Raw genomic sequence first — 23,415 nt, 5'->3', positions numbered from 1 at the left:
CCCCCCTACTCCCCCGTCAACGACCCGAAGTCCGTCCCCGACCCCAGCAACAGCCCCGCCCCCAGCAGGATCATCGTCGCCGGAACCATGAACGTCGTGATCATCATCGTGGCCTTGGGCACCGCCCGGGCCGCCTTCCGGCGGGCGTTCTGGGCGTCCGTGCGGCGCATGTCCTTCGCCAGCGCCACCAGCGTGTCGACGATCGGCGCGCCCAGTTCCTCGCCCTGCTGGAGCGCCGTCACGAACATGGCCACCTGTTCCGAGTCGTTCCTCCGCCGCAGCTCCGCGAAGGCCTGGCGGCGGCTCATGCCGAGGTCCATCTGGCGCAGGGTGATGCGGAGTTCGTCGGCCCAGGGGCCCTCGTACTTCGAGGCGACCCGGTCCAGTGCCTGGCGGAAGCCCAGGCCCGCGCTCACCACGACCGCCAGTACGTCCAGGAAGTCGGGCAGGGTTCGTTCGATCTCGTCCTTCCTGATCCGGATCGCCGACCAGATGCCGACCTCCGTCCAGAAGGCGCCGAAGGCCAGCAACAACAACGCCACCAACACCTGGCCCCGGAGCAGGAACACCAGGAAGCCGACCGCGCCCAGGAAGCCGTACACCGCGCGCCTGGCCGCATAGCGGTCGATGGTCAGGCCGCCGGGGTTGCCCGCGAGGTCGATCTTGCGGCGGTACTTGGCGACCAGCTTCGGGCCCATCAGGCGCAGCACGGCGGGGGCGTAGCGCATGCCCATGCGGTCGATGAGCGAGTCCACGGCGCCGGTGCGGGTCGCGCCGATCTCCAGGGCCAGCGCCAGATCACCGGGCAGTTTCGCCTCCGCGCGGTACATGCGGATACCGGCGAAGATCCCCCACACGCTCAGGGCCATCACCAGCGCCAGGAGAATTCCCAGTTGTCCGAGTCCCAGTCCCATGGTCGTCGTCCTCCCTTCCCGCGCCTCGGCGCCTCAGACGTCGATCCGCGACAGGCGGCGGATCAGGATGAAGCCGACCGCGTACAGCCCGAACGCGATCAGCACCGCCGCCTGGCCCACCGGCGAACCCGTCATGCGGTCGAGGGCGCCGTCCTTCACCCCGTTCATCAGGAACAGGGAGCCGACACCCATGACCGGGACCGCGTACGACGTCATGTTCACCTGGGAGAGCTGTGTGCGGACCTCGCGTCGCGTCTCCTTGCGCTCCTCCAGCGTCTCCGTGAGGTTCCGCAGCGCGCTCACCACCTGCCCGCCGGCCCGGTTGGACAGCACCAGCGTGGTCACCAGGACGACCAGTTCGCGGGACGGCAGGCGTTCCGCCAGTTCGCCCAGGGCGTCGTCCATCGAGGCGCCCAGCGCCAGCTGGTTGGAGACCTTGGCCAGTTCCTCGCCCGCCGGGGCCTCCAGTTCCTCCGCGGCCAGGCCGATGGCCGTGCGCAGGGCGAGGCCCGCGTGGGCGGCGTTGGCGAGGATGCGAGCCAGTTCGGGAAGTTGGTTGATGAACTTCTCGATTCGCTTCTGGCGTTGCCAGTTGAGGAACTGGACCGCCGCCCACACGCCGAGCAGGCCCGCGATCGGGCCGAAGAAGGGGGCCAGGGTCGCCTGGCCGATCAGCCACAGGCCCGCCACCGTCGCCAGCATGTAGACGAAGAACTCGCCGGGGGTGACGTCCAGGCCGGTTGCCGCCAGGCGCAGTTCCAGCCGCTTTCCCAGCTTCGTACGGCGCAGGCGGCGGTCCAGGTCCGTGAAGCGGCGTCGGCGGCCGCCGGCCCCGGTGAGCTGGCCGGTGGACGTCAGGCGGTCGACCAGGGCCTGGCGCTGGGCCCGGCCGGCGGCGTAGGCGTGGACGCCCACCACGGCCAGGGCGCAGGTCAGCAGGGCGACGCCGGTCGTGAGGGTGATGCGGGTCTGCAGGTCCATGGGTGGGGTCCTACCTGGCTTCTCGGGTGGCGAGCTCGAGTGGGGACTGGGCGACGCCGAAGGCCTGGGGTATCGGCTGGCTCGCCATGTAGAGGCGGTCCGCGGTGCGGCGCGGGAGGGGGTAGTACGCGAAGGCGCCGTGGACGCGGCCGTCCGGCGTCATGGGCTGGGCATGGAAGCGGGCCGCCGTCGCCAGGCGGTACGGCTCCGCGCCGTGGCTGTCCAGGATGGCGATCTCGGTGATCCTGCGGGCGCCGTCCGGGAAACGGGTCAGCTGGATGATCACGTCCACCGCGCTGTTGATCTGGTCGTGCAGCGCCTCGAAGGGGACCGTCACGTCGGACATGGACGCGAGGGTCTTCAGGCGCATCAGGGCGTCCTCCGTGTTGTTGGCGTGCACGGTGGCCAGGGAGCCGTCGTGGCCGGTCGACATCGCCTGGAGCATGTCCAGGGACTCACCGCCGCGGACCTCGCCGACGACTATGCGGTCGGGGCGCATACGCAGGGAGTTGCGGACCAGGTCGCGGATCGTCACCTGACCCTTGCCCTCCACGTTGGGGGGCCTGGACTCCAGGCGGATCACATGGGACTGCTGGAGCTGGAGTTCGGCGGAGTCCTCGATGGTGATGATGCGCTCGTGCTCGGGGATCAGGCCCGAGAGCGCGTTGAGCAGCGTGGTCTTTCCCGTGCCCGTCGCGCCCGAGACGATGATGTTGAACTTCGCCTGCACCAGCCCGGCCAGCAGATACACCATGGGCTCGTCGAGCGAGCCGAAGCCGGTCATCTCGTGCAGGGTGAAGGAGCGGGGGAAGCGGCGGATCGTCAGCGTCGCGCCGGTCAGGGACAGCGGCGGGATGATGACGTTCACGCGCTCGCCGGACGGCAGGCGTGCGTCCACCATCGGGTTGGACTCGTCGACCCGCCGGTTCACCGTCGAGACGATCCGCTCGATGGTCTGCATCAGCTGGTCGTGGGAGGGGAAGCGCAGCGGCAACTGCTCCACCCGCCCGCCGCGTTCGACGAAGATCGCGTCCGGGCCGTTCACCATGATCTCGGTGATCGACGCGTCCTCCAGCAGCGGCTCCAGGATGCCCAGCCCGAGCGCCTCGTCGACGACCCTGCGGATCAGCTGCGAGCGCTCGGCCGTCGACAGCACCGGGCCCTCACGGCTGATGATGTGCCCGAGCACCCGCTCCAGCCGGGCCCGGCGCTCGGCCGCGGCCAGCGAGCTCATCTCCGCGAGGTCGATCTCCTCCAGGAGCTTGGCCCGGTACGAGGCGACCAGGTGGCCGTCCTCGCCCCGGCCGGGGTTCTCCTCGGGGGTGTTGATGCGTGCGCGCAGGCTCATGGTCGGTGCTCCTCGTTCCTGCGTCAGTCGGTGGTCGAGTCGAGCGGCATGGTCGCGGTCTTGCGGGCGTCGTCGAACTCCCAGCCGGGGACGATCGACGGGATCTGGACGACGGCCGTGACGGTGACCTCGTCGCCGCCTTCCGCGGGTTCGCAGGTGACGGACAACCAGTCGCTGATCGCGTTCTCGCACCCCTCCTGGGCGGCACCGGGTTCGAGCGAGGCGGCGCGCGCCCCGGCCCGGGCCGCCGTGCCCGCCTGCTGGGCGGTGTAGGCGATCAGGCCGATCTGCACGCCGGCCATGGCGACGAGGATCAGGATCGGGATGAACCCGAGGTACTCGATGGCGACCTGACCGCGGTCGCGTGACCTCGCGCGGGGGCCGTTGTCGTCGTACGACATCTCAGTCCTTCTCCTCCTGCACGGCCCCCGCATGGCCCTCGACGGTGAACGGGAAGCCGATCGAGCCGGGGAAGAGGACGGGCACCTCCAGGCGCACATCGGCCGTCACGTAAAGGCCGTCGGCCTTGCACCGCACGCTTGCGCCGCCCTCCCACGCACCCGGCAGATGCTGCAGCCCGGCCTCCTCGCAGGCCGCCTGTCCCTCGGACGCCGTCGCCGCCCGCGCCGCCTCGTCCGCAGCATTCCCCGCGAGCGAGAACGTGTACCCCAGCAGCACGAACTGCCACAGCAGCACCAGCGTGATGATGATCAGCGGGGTCATGCCGAGGAACTCGACGGTGACCTGGCCCCGGTCGTCCCCGAGCCGCCACCCCTTGCCCCTCCGCTGCCCCCTCACCTCCCTATCTCCTTCCGCCGCCGGAACGTCAGCGCCGCCCGGTCCCCGCCCCGCGCCGCCCTGCTGTTCCGGCGCGGGACGGCTCCCTCGGTGCCCTTGACCAGCCCCAGCTCCCCCGCGAGCGCCCACAGGGCCTGCTTGACCGACCCCTTGCTGTCCAGCTCGTGCACCCGGCCGGCGTCGACCGCGCCCTGGAGCTCCTTGAAGTTGGCGGGGATCACGGTGCTCGCGATGCCCGTGCCGGTGATCCGCTGGATCAGGGCGGGCTGGATCTCCGTACCGCGGGAGTACCGGTTGACGACGATCGTGGTCTCCTCCGCCTTGCGGATCTGCAGGCGGTCCCACATCCGTACCGTGCGCTTGGCTCCGCGCACCGCGACCACGTCCGGGGTGGCGACGAGGAGCGCCGTGTCGGCCATCTCCACGGCGGCCGCGCTCGCGCCGGTCAGCTGGGCGCCGCAGTCGATGACGACGACCTCGTAGCGGGAGCGCAGGGCGCCGACGATGTGGCGGGCAGCGCGGTCGGTGACCTCCTCGCCGCGTTCGCCGTCGCCGGGCGCGAGGAGCAGGGCGACGCCGGTGTCGTGCCGGAACACCGCGTCCGCCAGCACGCGCGGCGTGATGTCGTTGATGGTGGCGAGGTCGACGACCGAGCGGCGGAACTGGATGTCCAGGTAGGCGGCGATGTCGCCGGTCTGCAGGTCCATGTCGAGCAGGGCGGTGCTGCGGCCCGACGCCTGGGCGGCGAGGGCCAGTTGGATGGCCGTGAGGGTGGTCCCGACCCCGCCCTTGGCGCCGCTCACCGTCACGACCGTGCCGCCGACGCCGCTGAACACATCGCCGCCGGCGCCCAGATGACGCCGTACGCCCACCGACCACTGCGCCACCGCGTTGACGCGGCTGGCCAGCTCCTCGTAGCTCAGCGGGAGGGCGACCAGGCCTCGCGCCCCGTAGTCCATGGCGGCCTGGAAGAGGCCGGGGCCGGCGTCGGAGGTGACGAGGATGACGCCCACCGCGGGGAAGCGCAGGGCGACCTCGCGGATGAGTTCCAGGGCCGGGACGGGGCCGATGCGCTCATGGACGACGACGACCTCGGGCAGCTCGTCAATGGACTCGGCGGCCAGCCGGGCGAGGGTGTCGACGAGCTGGGTGGAGTCGGCCACCGGGGCCACCGGCTCGGCGTCGGGAAGCTGGCTGAGCAGCGTCGTGAGGGACCGGACCGCGTCCGCGTCGCCGACCGCCGGGAGGATCCTCGTGGGCATGGGGGCCTCTCACTTGTCCTTGGCGAGTTCGTAGGTGCGGTCCGTCGCGTCGACGTCGGAGCCGGTACCGGGTGCCACCAGGGCGAGCCGGACCTCGTCGGCGAACGACTCGGCGTAGGTGATGCGCTGGGCGTCGATGGTCTGGAGGGCGAAGGTGATCGGGACGGCGTCGGTGGGCTCGCGGTCGCGGTCGTCGGCGTCGGGCTTGAGGGCGGTCAGCTCGCCCACGTCGATGACCCTGGCGTTCTCCACGATGAGCTTGGACTGGTCGGGGTCGCTGTCGCGCCGGCCCTCGAAGGTGGCGTAGACGTTGACCGTGGAGCCCGGGGTGATCTTGCCGGCCACGCCGGTCGCCGCGTCGATCATGATGGCGACCTCCTGCTCGCCCGGCTTCAGGGCGGGCTGGTCGACGATCATGTCGCTCTGGAGCAGGGAGCCCTTCCGCAGGGTCGTGACGGCGATCTTGCCCTGGATCTCGCGGAGGTCGGTGACCGCGTTCTCCGACAGCCACCGCTCGGGCATCTCGGTCTTCTCGAACTGGCCGGCACTGAGCTGCGTGTAGGGGGCGACGTTCGCCTTGACCCGGTAGGCGGTGACCTCGGGACCGACCTTGGACTTCACGTCGCTGATGACGGAGAGGACGCCGGCGAAGGCGCCGAGGGCGCACACGATCGACAGGAGCAGGAGTATCACGCCACGGCGCTGACGGGAGTTCATGAACCGGACAACCTCATTGGGGGAATCGGTCGGGTGGGGTCGGGGCGGCCCTGAGCGGCCGGGGTCCGGTCAGCCTGCGCGGGCCGGCTGCTCGTGGGCGGGCGGGAGGGCGGAGCAGAAGACGCAGCGGTCGCCGATGACGTCGATGCCGCACCAGTGACAGGAGTTCTGCCGTACCGAGGTGACGAGCTGGTAAAGCACCGACAGGTCGGGCAGATAGGCGCAGAACTCGATCAGCTTGGGCGTCCCCCACCAGGTGGCCGACTCGGCGGGCAGCGCCGCCTCGCGCAGGCCCTGCGCGTTCCAGACCTTCACCAGGTTGGAGGTGACCCAGTCGGAGTGGAGCTGCCCCTGGGCGACCAGCATCGACGTGCGGAACTCCGGCCCGCTGAGGGTGGCTCCGGGGGCGATCCGGACCAGTTGCGGGGTCGGGTGGGCGAGCACGCCGAACTGGCTTCCGGGCACCCAGGACTTGGCGTGCGACTTGAGGTCCACGGGGACGCGGTCCAGCTTGGCGACGGAGCCGAGGAGCGCTCCGGCGTGGATGTAGTGGGTGAGCAGCCGGCCGGCCGAGGCGAGGACACCGGGGCTGAGGTCGCAGGAGGCCAGCTGCCGCAGCTGGCGGGCGAGGACGGCGAGCCCGAGCGGGGGCAGTTCGGGGCGGAACACGGCGATACGGTCGCTCTCCAGCAGGGACCGCACGGTGTGCAGCCGCTGCTCCACGGCCCGGGGAACGGCCTGGGAGCAGACGACGACCACATGGCCGTACTGATCGATCAGCCCCTGTATGTCCTCCAAGGACCGCTCCAGCGGCTCCCGGTCGAGGTCCCCGAGCACGACGGCGGGCACGGTTCGCTCGTCCTGCGCCGGCAGCGCCATGTCGGCGCTGGTCACGGCAATGGCAGTTGGCACGCGCAGCTCCCCGATGACTTCATTGCGTGACTATCTCAGCACTGTATCCACGGCTCTATGGCCGGAGAACAGCTTCTCTGTAGCTGGGAACGAACTCCTCTCGCACAAGTCAAGCCAATTCAGGGCAAGTTACGCACACAGATTCTCCACTACCGGAATCTCTTGACACGCGAATTGGTCTGGACCAGGTTGTTCAGCATGCCTCTTGTCATGTCCATACGCAGCAGATTCCGGGTGGCCGCGGTCACCGCCGCCCTCGCCCTCACCTTCCTCCCCGCGGCCCAGGCCTCGGCCTCGGACGTCAACAACGCCAAGAACGCCGGCTTCGAGTCCGGCCTGAGCAACTGGACCTGTTCCGCGAACAGCGGCACGACCGTCTCCGCACCGGTGCACGGCGGCTCGACCGCGCTGAAGGCCACCCCGGCCGGGCAGGACAACGCCCGCTGCACCCAGGCGGTGGCGGTGAAGCCCAACTCGACGTACACGCTGAGCGCGTGGGTGCAGGGCGGCTACACCTACCTGGGCGTGACGGGCACGGGCACGACCGACGTGTCGACCTGGACGCCGGACTCGGCGGCCTGGAAGCAGCTGTCGACCACCTTCACCACCGGCGCCTCGACGACCTCGGTGACGGTGTACACGCACGGCTGGTACGGGCAGGCGGCCTACTACGCGGACGACGTGTCGGTGTACGGCCCCGACGGCGGCGGTGGCACCGACCCCTCCCCCACCGTCCCGGGGGCGCCGAGCGGCCTGTCCGTGTCGGGTACGACCTCCTCGTCGGTGTCGCTGGCCTGGAACTCCATCTCGGGCGCGACCGGCTACCACGTCTACCGCGACGGCACGAAGGTGACCGCGGTGACCGGCACCTCGGCGACCGTGACCGGGCTCGCGGCCTCGACGTCGTACTCCTTCCAGGTCACGGCGGCCAACGCGGCCGGTGAGTCGCCCAAGTCGGCGGCGGTGACGGGCACGACGAACACGCCGACCGGCCCCGGCCCCGCCCTCCCGAAGCACGCGGTGACCGGGTACTGGCAGAACTTCAACAACGGGGCGACGGTGCAGAAGCTCGCCGACGTCCAGTCCCCGTACGACATCATCGCCGTCGCCTTCGCGGACGCGACCTCGACGCCGGGCGCGGTGACCTTCAACCTGGACTCGGCCGGGCTCGGCGGCTACACCGTCGACCAGTTCAAGGCCGACATCCGGGCGAAGCAGTCCGCCGGGAAGAAGGTCATCGTCTCGGTCGGCGGTGAGCGCGGCACGGTGGCGGTGAACGACGCGGCGTCGGCCACGAACTTCGCGGACTCGGTGTACTCGCTCATGCAGACGTACGGCTTCGACGGCGTCGACATCGACCTGGAGAACGGCCTCAACGCCACCTACATGACGCAGGCACTGCGCTCGCTCTCGGCGAAGGCCGGCTCGTCGCTGATCATCACGATGGCGCCGCAGACCATCGACATGCAGTCGACGTCGAACTCCTACTTCCAGACCGCGCTGAACATCAAGGACATCCTCACGGTCGTCAACATGCAGTACTACAACAGCGGTTCGATGCTGGGCTGCGACGGCAAGGCCTACAGCCAGGGCTCGGTGGACTTCCTGACCGCCCTGGCCTGCGTCCAGCTGGAGGGCGGCCTGGCCCCGTCCCAGGTGGGCCTCGGTCTGCCGGCCTCGACGCGGGCGGCGGGCAGTGGGTACGTGTCGCCGTCGACCGTGAACAACGCCCTGGACTGCCTGACGAAGGGCACGAACTGCGGCTCGTTCAAGCCGTCGCGGACGTACCCCGACCTGCGGGGCGCGATGACCTGGTCGACGAACTGGGACGCGACCGCGGGCAACGCGTGGTCGGGCGCCGTCGGCCCGCATGTGCACGGGCTGCCGTAGCGGCCCTCACCCCGTGGGCCGGTAATGGCCGAGCACCCAGGCCAGCTGCGGGAACCACTCCTGCAGCCGCGTCCGGGGCTTGGCCTCCACCACGCACTCGTAGAACCTGCCGTCCACGTGGACCACGGCGACCATCAGGGCCTTGCCGTCCGGGCTCGCCTTGTAGTGGACGCTGCGGACCTCCGGCCAGTGGAACTCGATGGTGAGGCCGTACATCTCGAAGGCGACGCCGGACGCGTCGACGACGACCGCGTTGCGTTTGTCGATCGCCAGGAACTCCGGGCCGGCCGGAGCGGGAGCCGGCTGCGGCGGGGCCGGGGCGTAGGGAGGCTGTGCGGGGCCGTACGGAGGCTGCACAGGCGGGTACGAGGGCTGCGCGGGCGCGAACTGCGGTGGGGGCGGGCCGAAGCCGGGGCCGGGTGGTGGGGGCTGCTCGGTCATCCGTCGGGTCCTCGGTCCTCGTACTCGCTGGAACTGATTCGGGCTTGCGGTGAAACATTCTCCCTGCCCCGCCGCATCAGTGAAGTGAGGACCTCACCGGCAGCCGGCGCACAGCAACAGGGGGAACGCATGAGACAGGCCCGCGCGGACGAGTACGCGGAGTTCGCGGTGGCCAGGGCCGGGCATCTGTACCGGTCGGCCTGTCTGCTGACCGCCGGGGACACCCACCTCGCCGAGGACCTCGTCCAGGAGGCCCTGGGCCGGATCTACGTCAGCTGGGGGCGGGTGTCCCGGGCGGACAACCCGGCCGGGTACGCGCAGACCGTCCTCACTCGCACCTTCCTCGCCCATCAGAGGCGGCGCAGCAGCACCGAGCGGGCCACGGACGCGATTCCCGACCGGGCGGCGGCCGACGGCGGACACGGGGACCTGTCGCTGCGGCTGACCCTGCTCCAGGCGCTCGCCCGGCTGCCCGCCAAGGACCGGGCGGTGGTGGTCCTGCGGTACTGGGAGGACCGGTCCGTCGAGGAGACCGCCGACGCGCTGAACGCGACTTCCGCGGCGGTACGGACGCGGTGCACCCGGGCGCTCGGGCGGTTGCGCGAGCTGCTGGGCGAGGACCTCGGCGAGTACGCGGCTCACTGACCCCCCGGCCTCATCTCCTACGACCTCAATCCTGAGAAACGGTGGTTTGTCATGCCCGTTGAGCACGACGAGGAACGATTCGAAGGGCAGCTCAGTCATGCCCTGCACGACATCGGCGGCGGATTCGACGCCGACCGGGCCGCGCTCGCCGCCGCCGGTCAGGTCCGGGGGCGGCGGCTGCGGCTCAGGCGGCGGGCCGCCGTGGTGGGCGGCGCGGCCGGGATCACGCTGGTCGCAGTGGGCGCGACGCTGCTGGTGCCCTGGGGCGGCGCGCCCGCCCCGCTGCCGTCCACTTCCAGCGTGGCCGGGCAGCCGTCCGGCACGCCGTCCCCCCTTCCCCTGACGAGCCGCGAACTCATCGCGACACTCGAAGAGCTGCTCCCCGAAGGAAAGGTCAGCGAGCAGCGGGCACGGGGCACCGAGGACTCGGTGCTGTCGCCGTACGTCCACCTCGTCTACGACGACGGCAAGGGCCCCGGGGCCATCGGCGTCAGCCTCGACCGGGTCGAGCCGGGCAGCGACCAGGCCCGCGAGACGACCGACTGCCCGGACAAGGCGCTGGTCCCGCACGACAGTTGCGTCTCCACCAGGCTGGCCGACGGCTCGCTGCTCAAGCTGTTCCAGGGCTACGAGTATCCCGACCGGCGCGTCGACACCAAGATGTGGTCGGCCGACCTGATCACGCCCAGCGGACAGCACGTCTCCGTCAACGAGTGGAACGCCGCCGCCGAGAAGGACGCGCCCATCAGCAGAGGCGAACCACCCCTGTCCACCGCCCAGTTGAAGGAGCTGGTGACGGCCCAGGTGTGGCGCAAGTACGTCGAATTCATTCCCGAAGACACCGAGAAGCCCACAGCGTCGGCCACGTCGAGTGCCCCCGCCGAGCCGACGGTCGACTCGATCCTGGACACCCTCGGGCCGCTGCTCCCCGAGGACGTCGAGGTCGTCGAGAAGGGCAGCGACTACTCCTACCTCGTCCTCGACGACGGCAAGGGCAGGAGCTACGTCCAGATCGACGTCCAGCACGGCATGGACGACGTCGCCGACCAGCTCTTCGGAGAGGGCTCCGAGACCCTGCCCGACGGCACGAAGGTCGTCTCCCGTGAGAGTGGCGGCGACAAGGGCGTCGAAGGCGCCGTGATGTGGACCGTCGACACCCTCCGTGCGGGTACGGACGGCTTCCGTGTCGTCGTCAGTGCCTTCAACGCCGGCACCCAGCACGACGCCCCGACCCGCGAGACCCCCGCCCTGACCATGAAGCAGCTCCGGGAGATCGCCCTCAGCCCGAAGTGGGACCAGTACCGCTAGCCGTCAGAAGAACTCCGACCACGGCTGGTCCCAGATCTGCTTCACGCACAGCACCAGGAACAGCAGGCCCGCGATCGCCAGCATGGCGTTGCTCAGCAGACCGTTGCGCCACTGGCGCGGTGTGCGGGAGGAGTTGAGGAGCCAGATCAGGGTGCCGGCGAGGAACGGCAGGAAAGCCGCGCCCAGGACGCCGTAGATGATGATCAGGCGGAAGGGCTGGCCCTGGAAGAGCAGGACGATGGGCGGGAAGGTCAGCCAGAGCAGGTAGGCGCGGAAGGGCCAGGAGCGCTCCCGCGCGCCCGAGGCGACCTCCTCGCCCTTCAGCTCCTCGCGGGTGCGGTAGCGGGCCACGAAGTCCGCGAACATCAGGCTCACGCCGTGCCAGACGCCGATGAGGGAGGTGAAGGAGGTGGCGAAGAAGCCGATCAGGAAGAACTTCGCCGTCGCCGTGCCGTACTTGTCCTCCAGAATGTCGCTCAGCTGGATCAGTCCCTTGTCGCCGCTCGCGATGGCGACGTTCGCGGAGTGCAGCAGCTCGGCGCCGACGAAGAGCATCGCGATCACGAAGATGCCGGTGGTGGCGTAGGCGACGCGGTTGTCCAGCCGCATGACCTTCATCCAGCCGGTGTCGGTCCAGCCCTTGGCGTTGACCCAATAGCCGTACGCGGCAAGGGTGATGGTGCCGCCCACGCCGCCGATCAGACCGAGGGTGTTGAGGATCGAGTCCTTCTCGTCGGGCAGGACGGGCAGCAGGCCCGCGAAGGCGTCCGGGAGGTTGGGCGTGACGCGGATCGCCAGGTACACCGTCACCACGAACATGACGCCGACCAGGACCGTCATGACCTTCTCGAAGACGGCGTACTTGTTGAACCAGACGAAGACCAGGCCGACCAGCCCGCAGGCGATGGCCCACCATTCGAGGTCCATGACGTCCGGGAACAGTGCCTGCAGCGGGAGCGCGCTCGACGACATCGCCGCCGCGCCGTAGACGAAGCCCCAGACCACGACGTAGATCGCGAAGAAGTAGGTGGTCCAACGGCCCAGGCTCGCCCAGCCGTCGAAGAGGGTGCGGCCGGTGGACAGGTGCCAGCGGCCCGCCGCCTCGGCGAGGGAGATCTTGACCAGGCAGCCGATGACGGCGGCCCAGAGCAGGGTGTAGCCGAAGTTGCTGCCCGCGATGAGGGTGGCGACGAGGTCGCCGGCGCCGACACCGGTCGCGGCGACGACGATGCCGGGACCGATGTACCGCCAACTGGACTTGCGGGGCCGGGAGTCCGCCTCGCCGGCCTGTGATGCCGCTGTGTTTCCCGTGGTGTCCGCCATGAGGGTCAAGAAAGCTCAAAGGCGGCGGTCGGACAAGAGGGCGTGCGCGATCTCCACCCGATGTGCTCACGGGTGTTTGGGGCGGGCACTACGGCTGTCGCCGACCACAGCCGTCGCACCCGCACGTCGCGAGCTCGAACCACACCGTCTTGCCCGACCCGTCCTGGTGGCAGCCCCAGCGCCGGGCCAGCGCATCCACCAGGAACATCCCCCGGCCGCTTTCCGAGGCGCCCGCGTCCAGCACCGTCGGAACGCGCCGGCCGCCGTCCCGGACCTCGCAGCGCAGGATGCCGTGCGCGGCGAAGAGGGTGAGCCGGAAGCGGCTCGCGGAGTGCAGCAGGGCGTTGGTGGCCAGCTCGCTCACCAGCAGCTCGGCCACGTCCGCCAGGTCCTCCAGGTCCGCGAGCCCCCATCCCTCCAGCTCTCGGCGGACCTCCGCGCGGGCCTCACGGACCGCGGAGGGACGGGGGTCGTACTCGACGCTCAGATGACCGGCTCCTATGGGCGGTTGGGGATACGAAGCGTACTGAGGTCCGGGATCCGGGAAGCGCGCCCCGTCGAGGTGCAGCATGGGTCCAGGGTGGCGGGCACGGGGGTGCGGCGCACGGGGAGGAATACCTGATTCCATACCTGCGCCGGGGCCCCGCTACCCGTACTGCAGCCGTACGCTCGCCCCCTCCCGGTCGTCCCGCACGTCGACGTACGCGCACACCTGCCGGGCGAACCACAGCCCCTGTCCCGGTTCCAGTTCGGCGCTCGGTGGCGGTACGAAGCCCGCCAGCGGGTCGTCGACGCGGCGAGCGGTACGCAGTTCGCAGACGCAGTCCGGAGCCTCACCCCACAGCACGGCGCCGTCGAGCGGGCCGAGGACGGCGGCCGCCTCGGTGACGGCCGTGGCGAACAACTCCGCGTCCGCGGCGGCCAGTCCCCTCGCGCTCGCCCAGCCGCGTACGGCGTCGGAGGTGAGGGCCGGGCCGGTCAGGCGCTCGGCGTCGGCGTCGGGCGGCGGCAGCGGTACGGCGTCGAGTTCGGCGGCGAGCCGGACCGGGTCCTCGTACACGCCGGTGCCGGGGTGCGCGCGGCGGGCGGCGGCGACGATCGCGGGGCCCGTGACACGGGAGTCGTAGGCGCACAGGGCCGTCGTCGCGAGCGGGGCGAAGAGGAGGTTGGCGAGAGCCTCGTAGCGGATCCACTCGGCGGTCTCACGCGGCGAGCGGCCCGCGCGGCCGCCCCAGACGGGTTCCATGAGCAGATGGATACGGCCGCCGGGGCCGGCGTGCGCGGCGAGGTATCCGGCGCCCTGGGCGACCGCGTTGGCGGCCGAGCCGGTGTACCACTCGGTGTGCGGGACGAGGCCGATGCTCTTGGCGTCGGGGCCGAGGGCGTCGCGCAGGAGGTCCAGGTTGCCGGGGGCGGCGATGGCCACGGGCGGGGGTTCGCCGGGGGCGGCGAGGGCTTCGGTGAGGAAGGGGAGGGCGGCGGCGAGGAACTCGTCGTCGGCCTCGAAGACGGTCATGCGGTGGTCGAATCCGGGCTGGGCCGGGGCGGGTTGAGTGGTCACGGGTCCGGGCTCCCTCTTGAGTGCAGTGGGTGGGGTCGGGTGGATTGGGTGGTTTGGGTCGATGCGGTGGGTGCGAGTCGACGGTGGGGACGGCTCGGTGACCGGACGGCTCAGGGCTGCGCCGCCATCCAGGCCGCGATCTGGCTGCGGTTGCTGAAGCCGAGCTTGCCGAGGATGCGTTCGACATGGCCTTCGGCGGTGCGGCGGGCGATGACCAGGCGGTCGGCGATCTGCTGGTTGGCGAGTCCCTGGGCGACGAGTTCGGCGACCTCGGTCTCGCGGCGGGTGAGGCGGGCGCCGGCGGCCGGGTGGGGGGACCGGGTCCGGCCGTTCGGTCTCCGTCCGGCCGCGGGCCGTGGGGACGGTCTGCCGTCGTGGAGGGCGTACTCGACGGTCTCCGCCAGGTCGAGTCCGGCGCCGCGTTCGTACGCCCGCTGGAAGTCGGGGCGGCCCAGGGCCTCGCTCGCCCGGGTCTCGCTGTCGTGGCGGGCCGAGTTCAGGGCCGCCGATCCCCAGCGGTCGCGGTCGATGCCGGCCCAGGTGCGGTCGGCGCCCCCGAGCAGGACGGCCGCCCGCTCGGGGGCGCCCGCCCGGGTGCCGATGTGGGCCAGGAGGTCGAGGGTGAGGGCGATGCCGATGACGTCGTGGACGGCGAGTTTGAGGCGCAGGGCGTGACGGGCGTGCTCCTCGGCCCGGCGCCAGTCGCACTGCACGGCGTGGGCGAGGGCGAGCATCCGCAGGACGTACGAGTGCACCCACTCCTCACCGTGCCGTTCGCACATCCGGCGCACCCCCTCGCAGACCTCGACCGCGCGCTCGGCCTCGCCCAGGAACCCCAGGGCGCAGGCGAGTTCGACCTGGTCGAGGCCGTGCAGGGAGCGGTGCTGGCCGGGGACGGGGCCGCGGGCGACGCTGGCCTCGAAGTGCTTCAGCGCGGTCGGCAGGTCGTCCATGAAGAGGGTGATGACGCCGATGACGTACTCGGCGTGGGCGGCCTCCGCCTCGTCGTCCAGGTCACGGGCCAGGGCGTGCGCGTCCCGGGCGCCGGCGAGGCCTGCGGCGAGGTCATGGGTGGCGGCGGCGAGGAGGCCGGCGATCCACAGGCCGCGGGCTCGTTCCCGGGTCGGCTCCGGGTTGGCGGCCAGGGCGCGGTCGAGCCAGTAGCGGCCCTCGCGGGGGGCTCCGCAGGCGTGCCAGTAGAACCACAGGGTGCCGGCGAGGCGCAGTCCGGCGAGGCGTTCGCCCGGGGTGGCGAGGCTGAAGTCGAGTGCGGTGCGGAGGTTGTCCTGGTCGGCGCGCAGGCGGGCGACGATGTCGCGCTGGCCCGGTCCGAACCAGGCGCTCTCGCAGGCGGCGGCGCGCCGCAGCATCCAGTCGCGCTGGCGGCGCCGGGCCGCGGACTCCTCACCGGGCAGCCGGCGCAGGCGGTCCAGGCCGTAGTGGCGGAGGGTGTCGAGGAGGCGGTAGCGGATGCCGTCGGGGCCGGACTCCCGGGACAGTACGGACTTGTCGACGAGGCCGGTGACGGCGTCGAGGACGTCGTAGGGATGGCTGCGGGGGGAAGTGGCCGCCGCGGGTTCCTCGCCCGCGCCCACCGCTCCCGGCTCCCCCGCACACACCGCCTCCGCCGTCTCCAGGTCAAAACTCCCCGCCAGCACCGACAGCCGTGCCCACACCAACTGCTCGTGCTCGGTGCACAGTTCGTGGCTCCAGCCGACCGCCGCCCGCAGGGTCTGGTGGCGCGGCAGGGCGGCGGGGCTGCCGCCGGTGAGGAGGCGGTAGCGGTCGTCGAGGCGGTCGAGGAGCTGGTCGACGTCGAGGACGCGCATGCGGACGGCGGCGAGTTCGATGGCCAGGGGGAGGCCGTCGAGACGGCGGCACAGGCGGGCGACGGCTGCCCGGTTCGCGGCGGTCAGGCGGAAGCCGGGGACCACCGCGGCGGCTCGGTCGGCGAAGAGGGCCAGGGCCGGGTAGCCCTCGGGGCCGGAGAGGTCGCCGTCGGGGTCGGGGACCGGCAGGGGCCGTAGGTCCAGGAGGTGTTCCTCGGTGAGACCCAGGCGGTGGCGGCTGGTGGCGAGGATGCGTACGCCAGTCGTGCCGTGCAGCAGGGCCGCGGCGAGTTCGGCGCAGGCCGGCAGCAGATGTTCGCAGTTGTCGACGAGCAGCAGCAGCCGGCGGTCCCGCACCTGCTCCACCAGCGCCTGAAGCGGCGGCTGCGCGGAGTGGTCGTGCAGGTCGAGCGCGTCGGCGGCGGCGAGCGGGACGAGCGCGGGGTCATGGAGCCCGGAGAGGTGCACGATGCGCACACCGTCCGGGAAGGTGCGCCGGACACTGGCCGCGATGCGTGTGGCGAGGCGGGTCTTGCCGACGCCGCCGGGCCCGGTCAGGGTGACCAGCCGGGCCCTGGCCAACAGCTCGCGACCTGCGGCGAGTTCGCCGCGCCGGTCGACGAAGCTGGTCGTCTCGACCGGCAGATGGTGATCCCGTCGTGGCGCTGATCCGCCCATGATCAGCCGTTCCTCCGGGTGGTGTCGAAGGGAACCGAGGAGCCCGGGTGGTGTCGAAGGGAGCCGAGGAGCAGGGAGTCGAGGAGCGGAGGTGTCGAGGACCGAAGGAGCCGAGCGGCAAGGGAGCCGGAGGGTGCGCCGGTCCCCGCCATTGCCGCCGCTCCCACCGCTCCCCCCTTGCGCGGTTCCTCACCCTCCCCCGCCTCCAGGCCGGTACGCACGCCCGGCTCACACCCCCGGGTGGACTTCGTCCGGGACCGCTCGCCACGCACTACGCGCGCGTACACTGCGCGGCTGATTTTCGAATGGTTCACGCCATCCATCACCGTGTCGCTCTTGACCTGTCCATGCCACCGGCCCACGATGAGCGCCACACCCGCATCACGCAGTACGTCGCAGTGAACCCCACCCCCCACTCCCACAAGGAGAATTCATGCGACTTCGCACACGCGGCTCAGGCGCCCGCAGCGGCAGACGTACCGCCGCGCTCGCCACGCTGCTCGCCCTCGCCCTCGCGGCGCCCCTGTCCAGCAACGTGTCCGCGAACGCCGACAGCGCCGCCAAGGCGGCCTCTTCGACCGATGACGCCCGGCAGTACGAGGTTCACATGCACTCGACCGCCAAGGACCGCACCGCACTTCAGCGCACGGGTGTGACCGTGGACGAGGTCCACGGCCACGGCGTCGTCGTCTCCGGCCGCGCGGACCAGATCAAGAAGCTGCGCGACCTCGGTTACGACGTCACCCCGCTCGGCGCGGTCCCGGACCGCTCCTCCGGCGAGGACGACGTCCGCCTCTACGACTTCCCCTCCGGCGACTCGCGCTATCACAACTACGCGGAGATGACGAGCGAGATCAACTCGATCGTCTCGGCCAACTCCTCCATCGCGAGCCAGCGCGTGATCGGGCAGTCGTACCAGGGCCGGAACATCGTCGCCATCAAGATCAGCGACAACGTGGGGACCGACGAGTCCGAGCCGGAGGTCCTCTTCACCCACCACCAGCACGCCCGTGAGCACCTCACCGTCGAGATGGCGCTCTATCTGCTGCGCGAGCTGACCTCCGACTACGGCAGCGACTCGCGGGTCACCAGCATGGTGAACAACCGCGAGATCTGGATCGTGCCCGACCTCAACCCGGACGGCGGCGAGTACGACATCGCCACCGGCTCGTACCGGTCGTGGCGCAAGAACCGGCAGCCCAACTCCGGTTCGTCGTACGTCGGGACGGACATGAACCGGAACTGGAACTACCGCTGGGGCTGCTGTGGCGGTTCGTCCGGGTCGCCGTCCTCCGACACGTACCGGGGCGCGTCAGCCGAGTCGGCGCCGGAGGTCAAGGTGGTCGCCAACTTCGTGCGCAGCCGCGTGGTCGGCGGGGTTCAGCAGATCAAGGCCGGCGTCGACTTCCACACCTACAGCGAGCTGGTGTTGTGGCCCTTCGGGTACACGTCCGCCGACACGACGACCGGCATGACCGCGGACGACCGGAACGCGTTCGCCACGGTCGGGCAGAAGATGGCGGCGAGCAACGGCTATACGCCGGAGCAGTCCAGTGACCTGTACATCACCGACGGGTCGATCGACGACTGGCTGTGGGGCAACCAGAAGATCTTCGCGTACACCTTCGAGATGTACCCGTCCTCCAGCGGCGGGGGTGGGTTCTACCCGCCCGACGAGGTGATCGAGCGGGAGACGTCCCGGAACCGGGATGCGGTGCTGCAGCTGCTGGAGAACTCGGACTGCATGTACCGGTCCATCGGCAAGGAAGCCCAGTACTGCAGCTAGCCGCTCGGCGGCAGCCGGCTGCTGGGCAACCGGCTACTGGGCAACCGGCTACTTGGCGTCCGCTTCCACTGCGGCCTCTTCCTCGGCGTCGCCTTCTTCGAAGTAGGCGTCGAGGACCGCGTCCAACTGCTCGTCCCACTCTTTGAAGCGGCTCCTGGCCGCCGCCTCGATCTCGATCGGGTACCAGCGGCGGTCAGGAGTGTGCACCGTGACGGTGAAACGCTTCCCGAAGCGCGGGGCCTCCGTCTCGATCGCGCCGATCTCGTCCCAACGGAACTCGCACTCCTGGTCGTCCAGGGAGAGACGGACGCCCTTGTGATCGGCGACGATACGGGCCCGGCGGTCGGCGGCCTCGAAGACGGGACCGTCGACCGGAGCCTCTTCCTCGGCCTCGTCCGCCTCGTCATCGGCCTCCACCTCGGCCTCGGGCTCGTCGGCGGCTTCGAGATCCGTATCCCCGGAGTCCGACTCCTCTGATTCCGAGTCCTCTGATTCCGACTTCGCGGATCCCGACTTCGCGGAATCCGTCCCCTCGGAACCGGTCTTCTCGGAGGCGGACTCCTCGGCCACGTCCTCGTCCTTCACGTCCACCGGCTCGGCGGACACGGGCGAGGTGAGCCCGGGGATGAAGGCCGGGTCGAACCCGGCGCCTTCCAGGGGCTGGCTGCCTGAACCTATGCGCTGCTCCACAGCGGAGCAGTATGGTCGACAACCCTGTGTCCCGCGCAACCAGCCCCCGCATCGTTACACGAACAAGCTCAACACCACCGCCACCACGAACCCGGCCACCGACAACACACTCTCCAGCACGGTCCACGTCTTCAACGTGTCCCGCTCGCTGATACCGAAGTACTCGGCGACGACCCAACTGCATCCATCAGCGCGCTCCGCGCGCGGGCACCGTCGTCGACGTGCGAGGCGAAGATCGAGCGGTCCCACCACCAAGGCAGGACCGCCACCACCTCCGCGCCACCAGACAAAAGCAGCCGATACACAAAGCCGCAATCGCCCCTAAACGAACACGCTCAACACCACCGCCACCACAAACCCGGCCACCGACAACACACTCTCCAGCACGGTCCACGTCTTCAACGTGTCCCGCTCGCTGATACCGAAGTACTTGGCGACGATCCAGAAGCCGCCGTCGTTGACGTGTGAGGCGAAGATCGAGCCCGCCGAGATGGCCATGATGACGAGGGCGATGAAGGGCTGGGAGTGGTCGCCCTCGGTGAGGAGTGGGGCGACGATGCCGGCCGTCGTGACGATGGCGACCGTCGCCGAGCCCTGGGCCACCCGCAGGACCAGCGAGATCAGGTACGACAGGACGATGACCGGGAGGCCGACGTCGTTGAAGGTGTCGGAGAGGGCCTGGGCGACGCCGCTGGCCTTGAGGATGGCACCGAAGACACCGCCCGCGCCGACGACCAGGAGGATGTTGCCGACCGGCTTGAGCGAGGAAGTCGACACCGTTTCCAGGGACTTGCGCGACCAGCCGCGGCGGATGCCCAGCAGGTAGTACGCGAGCAGCAGGGCGATCGTCAGGGCCACGAACGGGTGGCCGAAGAACTCGATCACCGAGCGGGTGGTGGAGGGGTCCAGGGCGATCGAGGAGAAGGTGGCCGCCAGGATCAGCACCAGCGGCGTACCGATGATGCCGAGGACCGTGCCGAGGGGGACGGGCTTCTCCTGCGGTTCGACCCCTGCCGCGCGCTGCTCGTCGATCACGGCCTGCTTGGCCTCGTCGGCCGCCTCGACCATGTCCTGCGGTACGGCGACGAAGACGCGCCGCCCGATCCAGCCGGAGAACGCCCACGCGGCCAGCACCGCCGGGATGCCGCAGACGACGCCCATCAGGATGACCCAGCCCAGCTGGACGTGGAGCAGGCCGGCTGCCGCGACCGGACCGGGGTGCGGGGGCAGGAAGGCGTGGGTCATCGACAGGCCGGCCAGCAGCGGCAGGCAGTACAGCAGGATCGACTTGCCCGAGCGCTTGGCCGCCGCGTACACGATCGGCGCGAGGACGAAGATGCCGACGTCGAAGAAGACCGGGATGCCGAAGATCAGGCCGGTGAGGCCCATGGCGAGGGGGGCGCGCTTCTCGCCGAAGAGGTTGAGCAGGCGCGACGCCAACACCTCCGCGCCGCCGCTGACTTCGAGGATCGCGCCGAGCATGGTGCCCAGGCCGATGATGATCGCGACGTGGCCGAGGATGCCGCCCATGCCGGACTCGATGGTCGACACCGCGTCCGAGCGCTGGACGGTGCCGAAGAGTTCGGTGACCGACAGGCCCGCCATCAGGCCGACGGCTATGGAGACGGCCAGGAGGGCCACGAAGGGCTGCAGGCGCGTCTTGATGATCAGGAACAGGAGCAGGGCGATGCCGATGGCGGCGACCGTCAGCAGTCCGGCCGTACCGTCGATGAGGAGGAGCAGTCCGCCGGTGTGGGGTGGTGTCTCGGCTGGGGCGGATGCGGCGAGCGGGAGGGACAGAGGGGACATTCGGGGGTCCTCGCGGTAAGTACATAAAGCTTTCGGGCAGGGGGGATCGCGGCATGGCGTCCCAGGGGTGACGGAGTGACGGAGTGACGGACACCATGCCGTGTACGGCGTGCGGGGGGTGAGGGGGCGTCAGCCGAGTACGGCCAGCGCGTCGATCTCGATGAGGAGCCCCGCCGGCAGGCCGACGTACACCGTCGTGCGCGCGGCGGGCGGCTGGGTCAGCCCCTGCTCCTCGAAGTAGGCGTTGTAGATGTCGTTCATCTCGGCGAAGTGGGCGACGTCCGTCAGATAGACGCGGATCATCATGACGTCGTCCCAGGAGGAACCGCCCTCCTCCAGGATCGCCTTGACGTTGGCGAGGGTCTGGAGGGTCTGCTCGCGCAGGGTGGGGCCGGCGGGCGTCGGGGGCTGCCCCTCGACCGCGGGGAGGAAGCCGACCTGCCCCGCCACTTGGAGAATGTTCCCCTTCTTCACACCATGGGAGAACTTCGCGGGCGGGGTGGTGTGGGTCTTCGGGGTGAGCGCGATCTTCTCGGTCATGCGGTGCCTTTCACTGAGGTCCTGCCGGAGTACTCGCCGCTGATGTCGTCCGCCGTACGGCGTACCAGCGGGAGCAGGGTGAGGAGTTCGTCGGCGGTGACGACGACGTTCGGCGCGGAGACCGACATCGCGGCGACGACCCGGCCGTCGGCACCGCGGATCGGCGCGGCGACGCAGTTGATGGACTCCTCGTGGCCACCGAGGTCGGTGGCCCAGCCCTGTTCGCGTACCTTGTCCAACTCCCGCAGGAAAGCAGGGGCGTTGGGGGTGGAACGGGCCGTGTACATGGGGTAGTCGAGCTTCTCGGCGAGGGCACGGCGCTCCTGCTCGGCCAGATCGGCGAGGAGAAGCTTCGCGACGGCGGCGACGGTGATGGCGACGGGCTTGCCGATCCGCGAGTACATCCGTACGGGGTACCGGCTCTCGACCTTGTCGATGTACAGCACCTCGTCCTCCTCGTACACGGCGAGGTGCACGGTGTGCCCGCAGCTCTCGTTCAGCCGGACCAGGTGGGGGTGGGCGATCTCGCGGATGTCAAGGTTCTCCATCGCCTCCTGGGCGAGGGCGATCAGGCGGGCGCCGAGGCGGTAGCGCTGATCGGACTGGCGGTAGACGAGGCCGTGCTCGTGCAGGGTGCGCAGGAGGCGCAGGGCCGTGGATTTGTGGACGCCGAGGCGGTCGGCGACCTGGCCGAGGTCGGCGGGGCCCTCCGCGAGCAGCGGCAGGATGCTGAGCGCACGGTCGACGGTCTGGCTCATGGCGTACGTACCTCCTCGTCGGCCCGCTCAGTGGCTTGCGTCCAGCCGGGGCCGAGTCGAAGTTTCTCCCACGCGGGGTCGTCGAGGGCGACCAGGCGGTCGGCGTGGTCGCGGGAGGGGGGTGCGGCTAGGTCGCCGGGGGCGGTGAGGGCGGCGGCAGCCCAGAGGTGACCGTGCCGGAGGCGGTCGCGGAGGGGGAGGGCGCGGAGGGTGGCGGAGAGGAAGCCGGCGGCGAAGGCGTCGCCTGCGCCGGTGGCCGCCGCGACCTCGACGTGGAGGGCGGGGACGAAGGTGGTCGGCGTCGTGCCGGCGTCCGGCGTCATGTCCGCGTCCGGCGTCATGTCCGCGTCCGGCGTCATGTCCGCGTCCGGCGTCATGTCCGCGTCTGACGCCGGGGCAGCTCCGGCGGGGTGGCTTCGTGAGGCGCCCGGCGCGAGCGGAGGCCGGGGGCGGGTCGCACCGCCCGGCGCCGACGGGCTGCCGTCCCTCTGCGGGCCGGGAGCCGCCCTGGCGGCACGATCGCCCGCGGCCGAGGCGAACACGGTCGCTCCACGCCCCCCGTCCTTCACGACCAACACCCGCGGCTCCGGCAGCGCCTCCCGGATCGACTCCGGACCTCCCGTCACCCCCCAGGCCTCCTCCGCCTCGTCAACGCCCACGAACACGATGTCCGCCCCGCGTGCCAGCTCCAGCAGCACCAGCGGACCGTCGGCGTCCTGCCACAGGCCGGCCCGGTGGTTCACGTCGAAGGAGACCAGCGGGCGGCCCTCGTCCGGAGCGGTCAGCTGCCGCAGCAGCCCCAGGCACCCCTCCGACAACGCCGCCGTGATCCCCGACAGATGCAGCACCCGCGCGGCCCGCACCGCCTCCGGATCCACGTTCTCCACGGACATCGCCGACGCCGCCGACCCCGCCCGGTAGTACGCCACCTCGTGCGCGTCCGTCGCCCGGTCCCCGGCCGTGCGGAAGTACACCCCCGTCGGCCGCACCGGATCCCGGCGTACGGCCGAGACGTCGACGCCGTACCCGCCGATCGCCTCCACCAAGTGGTCGCCGAACCCGTCCGCCCCCACCCGGCTCACCCACCGCACGGCGTGCCCGGCGGCAGCGAGCCCGCACGCGACATTGGACTCCGCACCCCCGATCCCCCGCTCGAACGAGGGCACATCGGCGAGGCGCCCCGGCCGCGTGGGCAGGAACGTGACCATGGACTCGCCGAGCGCGA

23 protein-coding genes are annotated in these 23,415 nt (G+C 70.8%); 4 read left to right on the top strand and 19 right to left on the bottom strand.

What is annotated here, in order from left to right:
- Positions 1-5: 5 nt before the first annotated feature.
- The 8 genes from PBV52_RS31015 to PBV52_RS30980 all read right to left on the bottom strand — a co-directional run bounded on the left by PBV52_RS31015 (position 6) and on the right by PBV52_RS30980 (position 6,899).
- Positions 6-914, bottom strand: coding sequence for a DUF5936 domain-containing protein (locus PBV52_RS31015; RefSeq protein ID WP_274242811.1), 909 nt, complete (start codon positions 912-914; stop codon positions 6-8).
- 33 nt (positions 915-947) lie between these two features.
- Entirely contained in the window at positions 948-1,895 is a 948-nt protein-coding gene (locus PBV52_RS31010; RefSeq protein WP_274242809.1) for a type II secretion system F family protein, read from the bottom strand.
- Between the two features lie 10 nt (positions 1,896-1,905).
- Positions 1,906-3,243, bottom strand: a complete 1,338-nt coding sequence (locus PBV52_RS31005; RefSeq protein WP_274242808.1) for a CpaF family protein — start codon at positions 3,241-3,243, stop codon at positions 1,906-1,908.
- 23 nt (positions 3,244-3,266) lie between these two features.
- Entirely contained in the window at positions 3,267-3,644 is a 378-nt protein-coding gene (locus PBV52_RS31000; protein ID WP_274242807.1) for a TadE/TadG family type IV pilus assembly protein, read from the bottom strand.
- A gap of 1 nt (position 3,645) precedes the next feature.
- On the bottom strand, positions 3,646-3,966 hold the full coding sequence (locus tag PBV52_RS30995; RefSeq protein ID WP_274249716.1) for a pilus assembly protein: 321 nt from the start codon (positions 3,964-3,966) through the stop codon (positions 3,646-3,648).
- Between the two features lie 71 nt (positions 3,967-4,037).
- Entirely contained in the window at positions 4,038-5,303 is a 1,266-nt protein-coding gene (locus tag PBV52_RS30990; protein WP_274242805.1) for an AAA family ATPase, read from the bottom strand.
- 9 nt (positions 5,304-5,312) lie between these two features.
- Positions 5,313-6,020: a Flp pilus assembly protein CpaB gene (gene cpaB, locus PBV52_RS30985; RefSeq protein WP_274242803.1), complete on the bottom strand. Its 708-nt coding sequence runs from the start codon at positions 6,018-6,020 to the stop codon at positions 5,313-5,315.
- Between the two features lie 69 nt (positions 6,021-6,089).
- Positions 6,090-6,899 carry a hypothetical protein gene (locus PBV52_RS30980; protein ID WP_274249714.1) on the bottom strand — a complete coding sequence of 270 codons (810 nt, stop codon included), beginning with the start codon at positions 6,897-6,899 and terminating at the stop codon, positions 6,090-6,092.
- 243 nt (positions 6,900-7,142) lie between these two features.
- On the opposite strand from PBV52_RS30980, the gene PBV52_RS30975 reads away from it, so the two are divergent.
- Positions 7,143-8,822, top strand: coding sequence for a chitinase (locus tag PBV52_RS30975; protein ID WP_274242802.1), 1,680 nt, complete (start codon positions 7,143-7,145; stop codon positions 8,820-8,822).
- Positions 8,823-8,828: 6 nt separating this feature from the next.
- Here PBV52_RS30975 and PBV52_RS30970 read toward each other — a convergent pair whose 3' ends face one another.
- Complete coding sequence (locus tag PBV52_RS30970; RefSeq protein ID WP_274242801.1) at positions 8,829-9,263, bottom strand: hypothetical protein; 435 nt, start codon at positions 9,261-9,263, stop codon at positions 8,829-8,831.
- A gap of 129 nt (positions 9,264-9,392) precedes the next feature.
- On the opposite strand from PBV52_RS30970, the gene PBV52_RS30965 reads away from it, so the two are divergent.
- Both PBV52_RS30965 and PBV52_RS30960 read left to right on the top strand, forming a co-directional pair.
- Entirely contained in the window at positions 9,393-9,908 is a 516-nt protein-coding gene (locus tag PBV52_RS30965; RefSeq protein ID WP_274242800.1) for a SigE family RNA polymerase sigma factor, read from the top strand.
- Between the two features lie 51 nt (positions 9,909-9,959).
- A complete protein-coding gene (locus tag PBV52_RS30960) occupies positions 9,960-11,216 on the top strand; it encodes a hypothetical protein (protein ID WP_274242799.1) in 1,257 nt (418 codons plus the stop codon).
- A gap of 3 nt (positions 11,217-11,219) precedes the next feature.
- On the opposite strand, the gene PBV52_RS30955 is transcribed toward PBV52_RS30960, so the two are convergent.
- The 4 genes from PBV52_RS30955 to PBV52_RS30940 form a co-directional block, all read right to left on the bottom strand.
- Complete coding sequence (locus tag PBV52_RS30955; RefSeq protein WP_274242798.1) at positions 11,220-12,539, bottom strand: Nramp family divalent metal transporter; 1,320 nt, start codon at positions 12,537-12,539, stop codon at positions 11,220-11,222.
- 88 nt (positions 12,540-12,627) lie between these two features.
- Complete coding sequence (locus tag PBV52_RS30950) at positions 12,628-13,110, bottom strand: ATP-binding protein (RefSeq protein WP_274242797.1); 483 nt, start codon at positions 13,108-13,110, stop codon at positions 12,628-12,630.
- Between the two features lie 75 nt (positions 13,111-13,185).
- On the bottom strand, positions 13,186-14,100 hold the full coding sequence (locus tag PBV52_RS30945) for an MEDS domain-containing protein (protein WP_274242796.1): 915 nt from the start codon (positions 14,098-14,100) through the stop codon (positions 13,186-13,188).
- A 110-nt stretch (positions 14,101-14,210) separates the two neighbouring features.
- Complete coding sequence (locus tag PBV52_RS30940) at positions 14,211-16,607, bottom strand: LuxR C-terminal-related transcriptional regulator (protein ID WP_274242795.1); 2,397 nt, start codon at positions 16,605-16,607, stop codon at positions 14,211-14,213.
- A 433-nt stretch (positions 16,608-17,040) separates the two neighbouring features.
- Here PBV52_RS30940 and PBV52_RS30935 point away from each other — a divergent pair, with 433 nt between their 5' ends.
- Positions 17,041-18,393: a M14 family metallopeptidase gene (locus PBV52_RS30935; RefSeq protein ID WP_274242794.1), complete on the top strand. Its 1,353-nt coding sequence runs from the start codon at positions 17,041-17,043 to the stop codon at positions 18,391-18,393.
- Between the two features lie 48 nt (positions 18,394-18,441).
- On the opposite strand, the gene PBV52_RS30930 is transcribed toward PBV52_RS30935, so the two are convergent.
- The 6 genes from PBV52_RS30930 to PBV52_RS30910 form a co-directional block, all read right to left on the bottom strand.
- Complete coding sequence (locus PBV52_RS30930) at positions 18,442-19,083, bottom strand: hypothetical protein (protein ID WP_274242793.1); 642 nt, start codon at positions 19,081-19,083, stop codon at positions 18,442-18,444.
- Between the two features lie 54 nt (positions 19,084-19,137).
- Entirely contained in the window at positions 19,138-19,332 is a 195-nt protein-coding gene (locus PBV52_RS51855; RefSeq protein WP_275947423.1) for a hypothetical protein, read from the bottom strand.
- Positions 19,333-19,404: 72 nt separating this feature from the next.
- A complete protein-coding gene (locus tag PBV52_RS30925) occupies positions 19,405-20,892 on the bottom strand; it encodes a GntP family permease (protein WP_274242792.1) in 1,488 nt (495 codons plus the stop codon).
- 129 nt (positions 20,893-21,021) lie between these two features.
- The gene (locus PBV52_RS30920; RefSeq protein ID WP_274242791.1) at positions 21,022-21,432 is read right to left on the bottom strand and encodes a RidA family protein; all 411 of its coding nucleotides are present in this window, start codon (positions 21,430-21,432) and stop codon (positions 21,022-21,024) included.
- A complete protein-coding gene (locus tag PBV52_RS30915; protein WP_274242790.1) occupies positions 21,429-22,190 on the bottom strand; it encodes an IclR family transcriptional regulator in 762 nt (253 codons plus the stop codon). The genes PBV52_RS30920 and PBV52_RS30915 overlap by 4 nt, the downstream gene beginning before the upstream one ends.
- The gene (locus PBV52_RS30910; RefSeq protein ID WP_373922034.1) at positions 22,187-23,398 is read right to left on the bottom strand and encodes a PfkB family carbohydrate kinase; all 1,212 of its coding nucleotides are present in this window, start codon (positions 23,396-23,398) and stop codon (positions 22,187-22,189) included. Before PBV52_RS30910 ends, PBV52_RS30915 begins: the two co-directional genes overlap by 4 nt.
- Positions 23,399-23,415: the final 17 nt, after the last annotated feature.

This window comes from Streptomyces sp. T12, from assembly GCF_028736035.1.
GTDB lineage: Bacteria > Actinomycetota > Actinomycetes > Streptomycetales > Streptomycetaceae > Streptomyces.
Note: the sequence above shows the minus strand (reverse complement) of the source record. Positions and strands in the feature narration are given on the sequence as shown.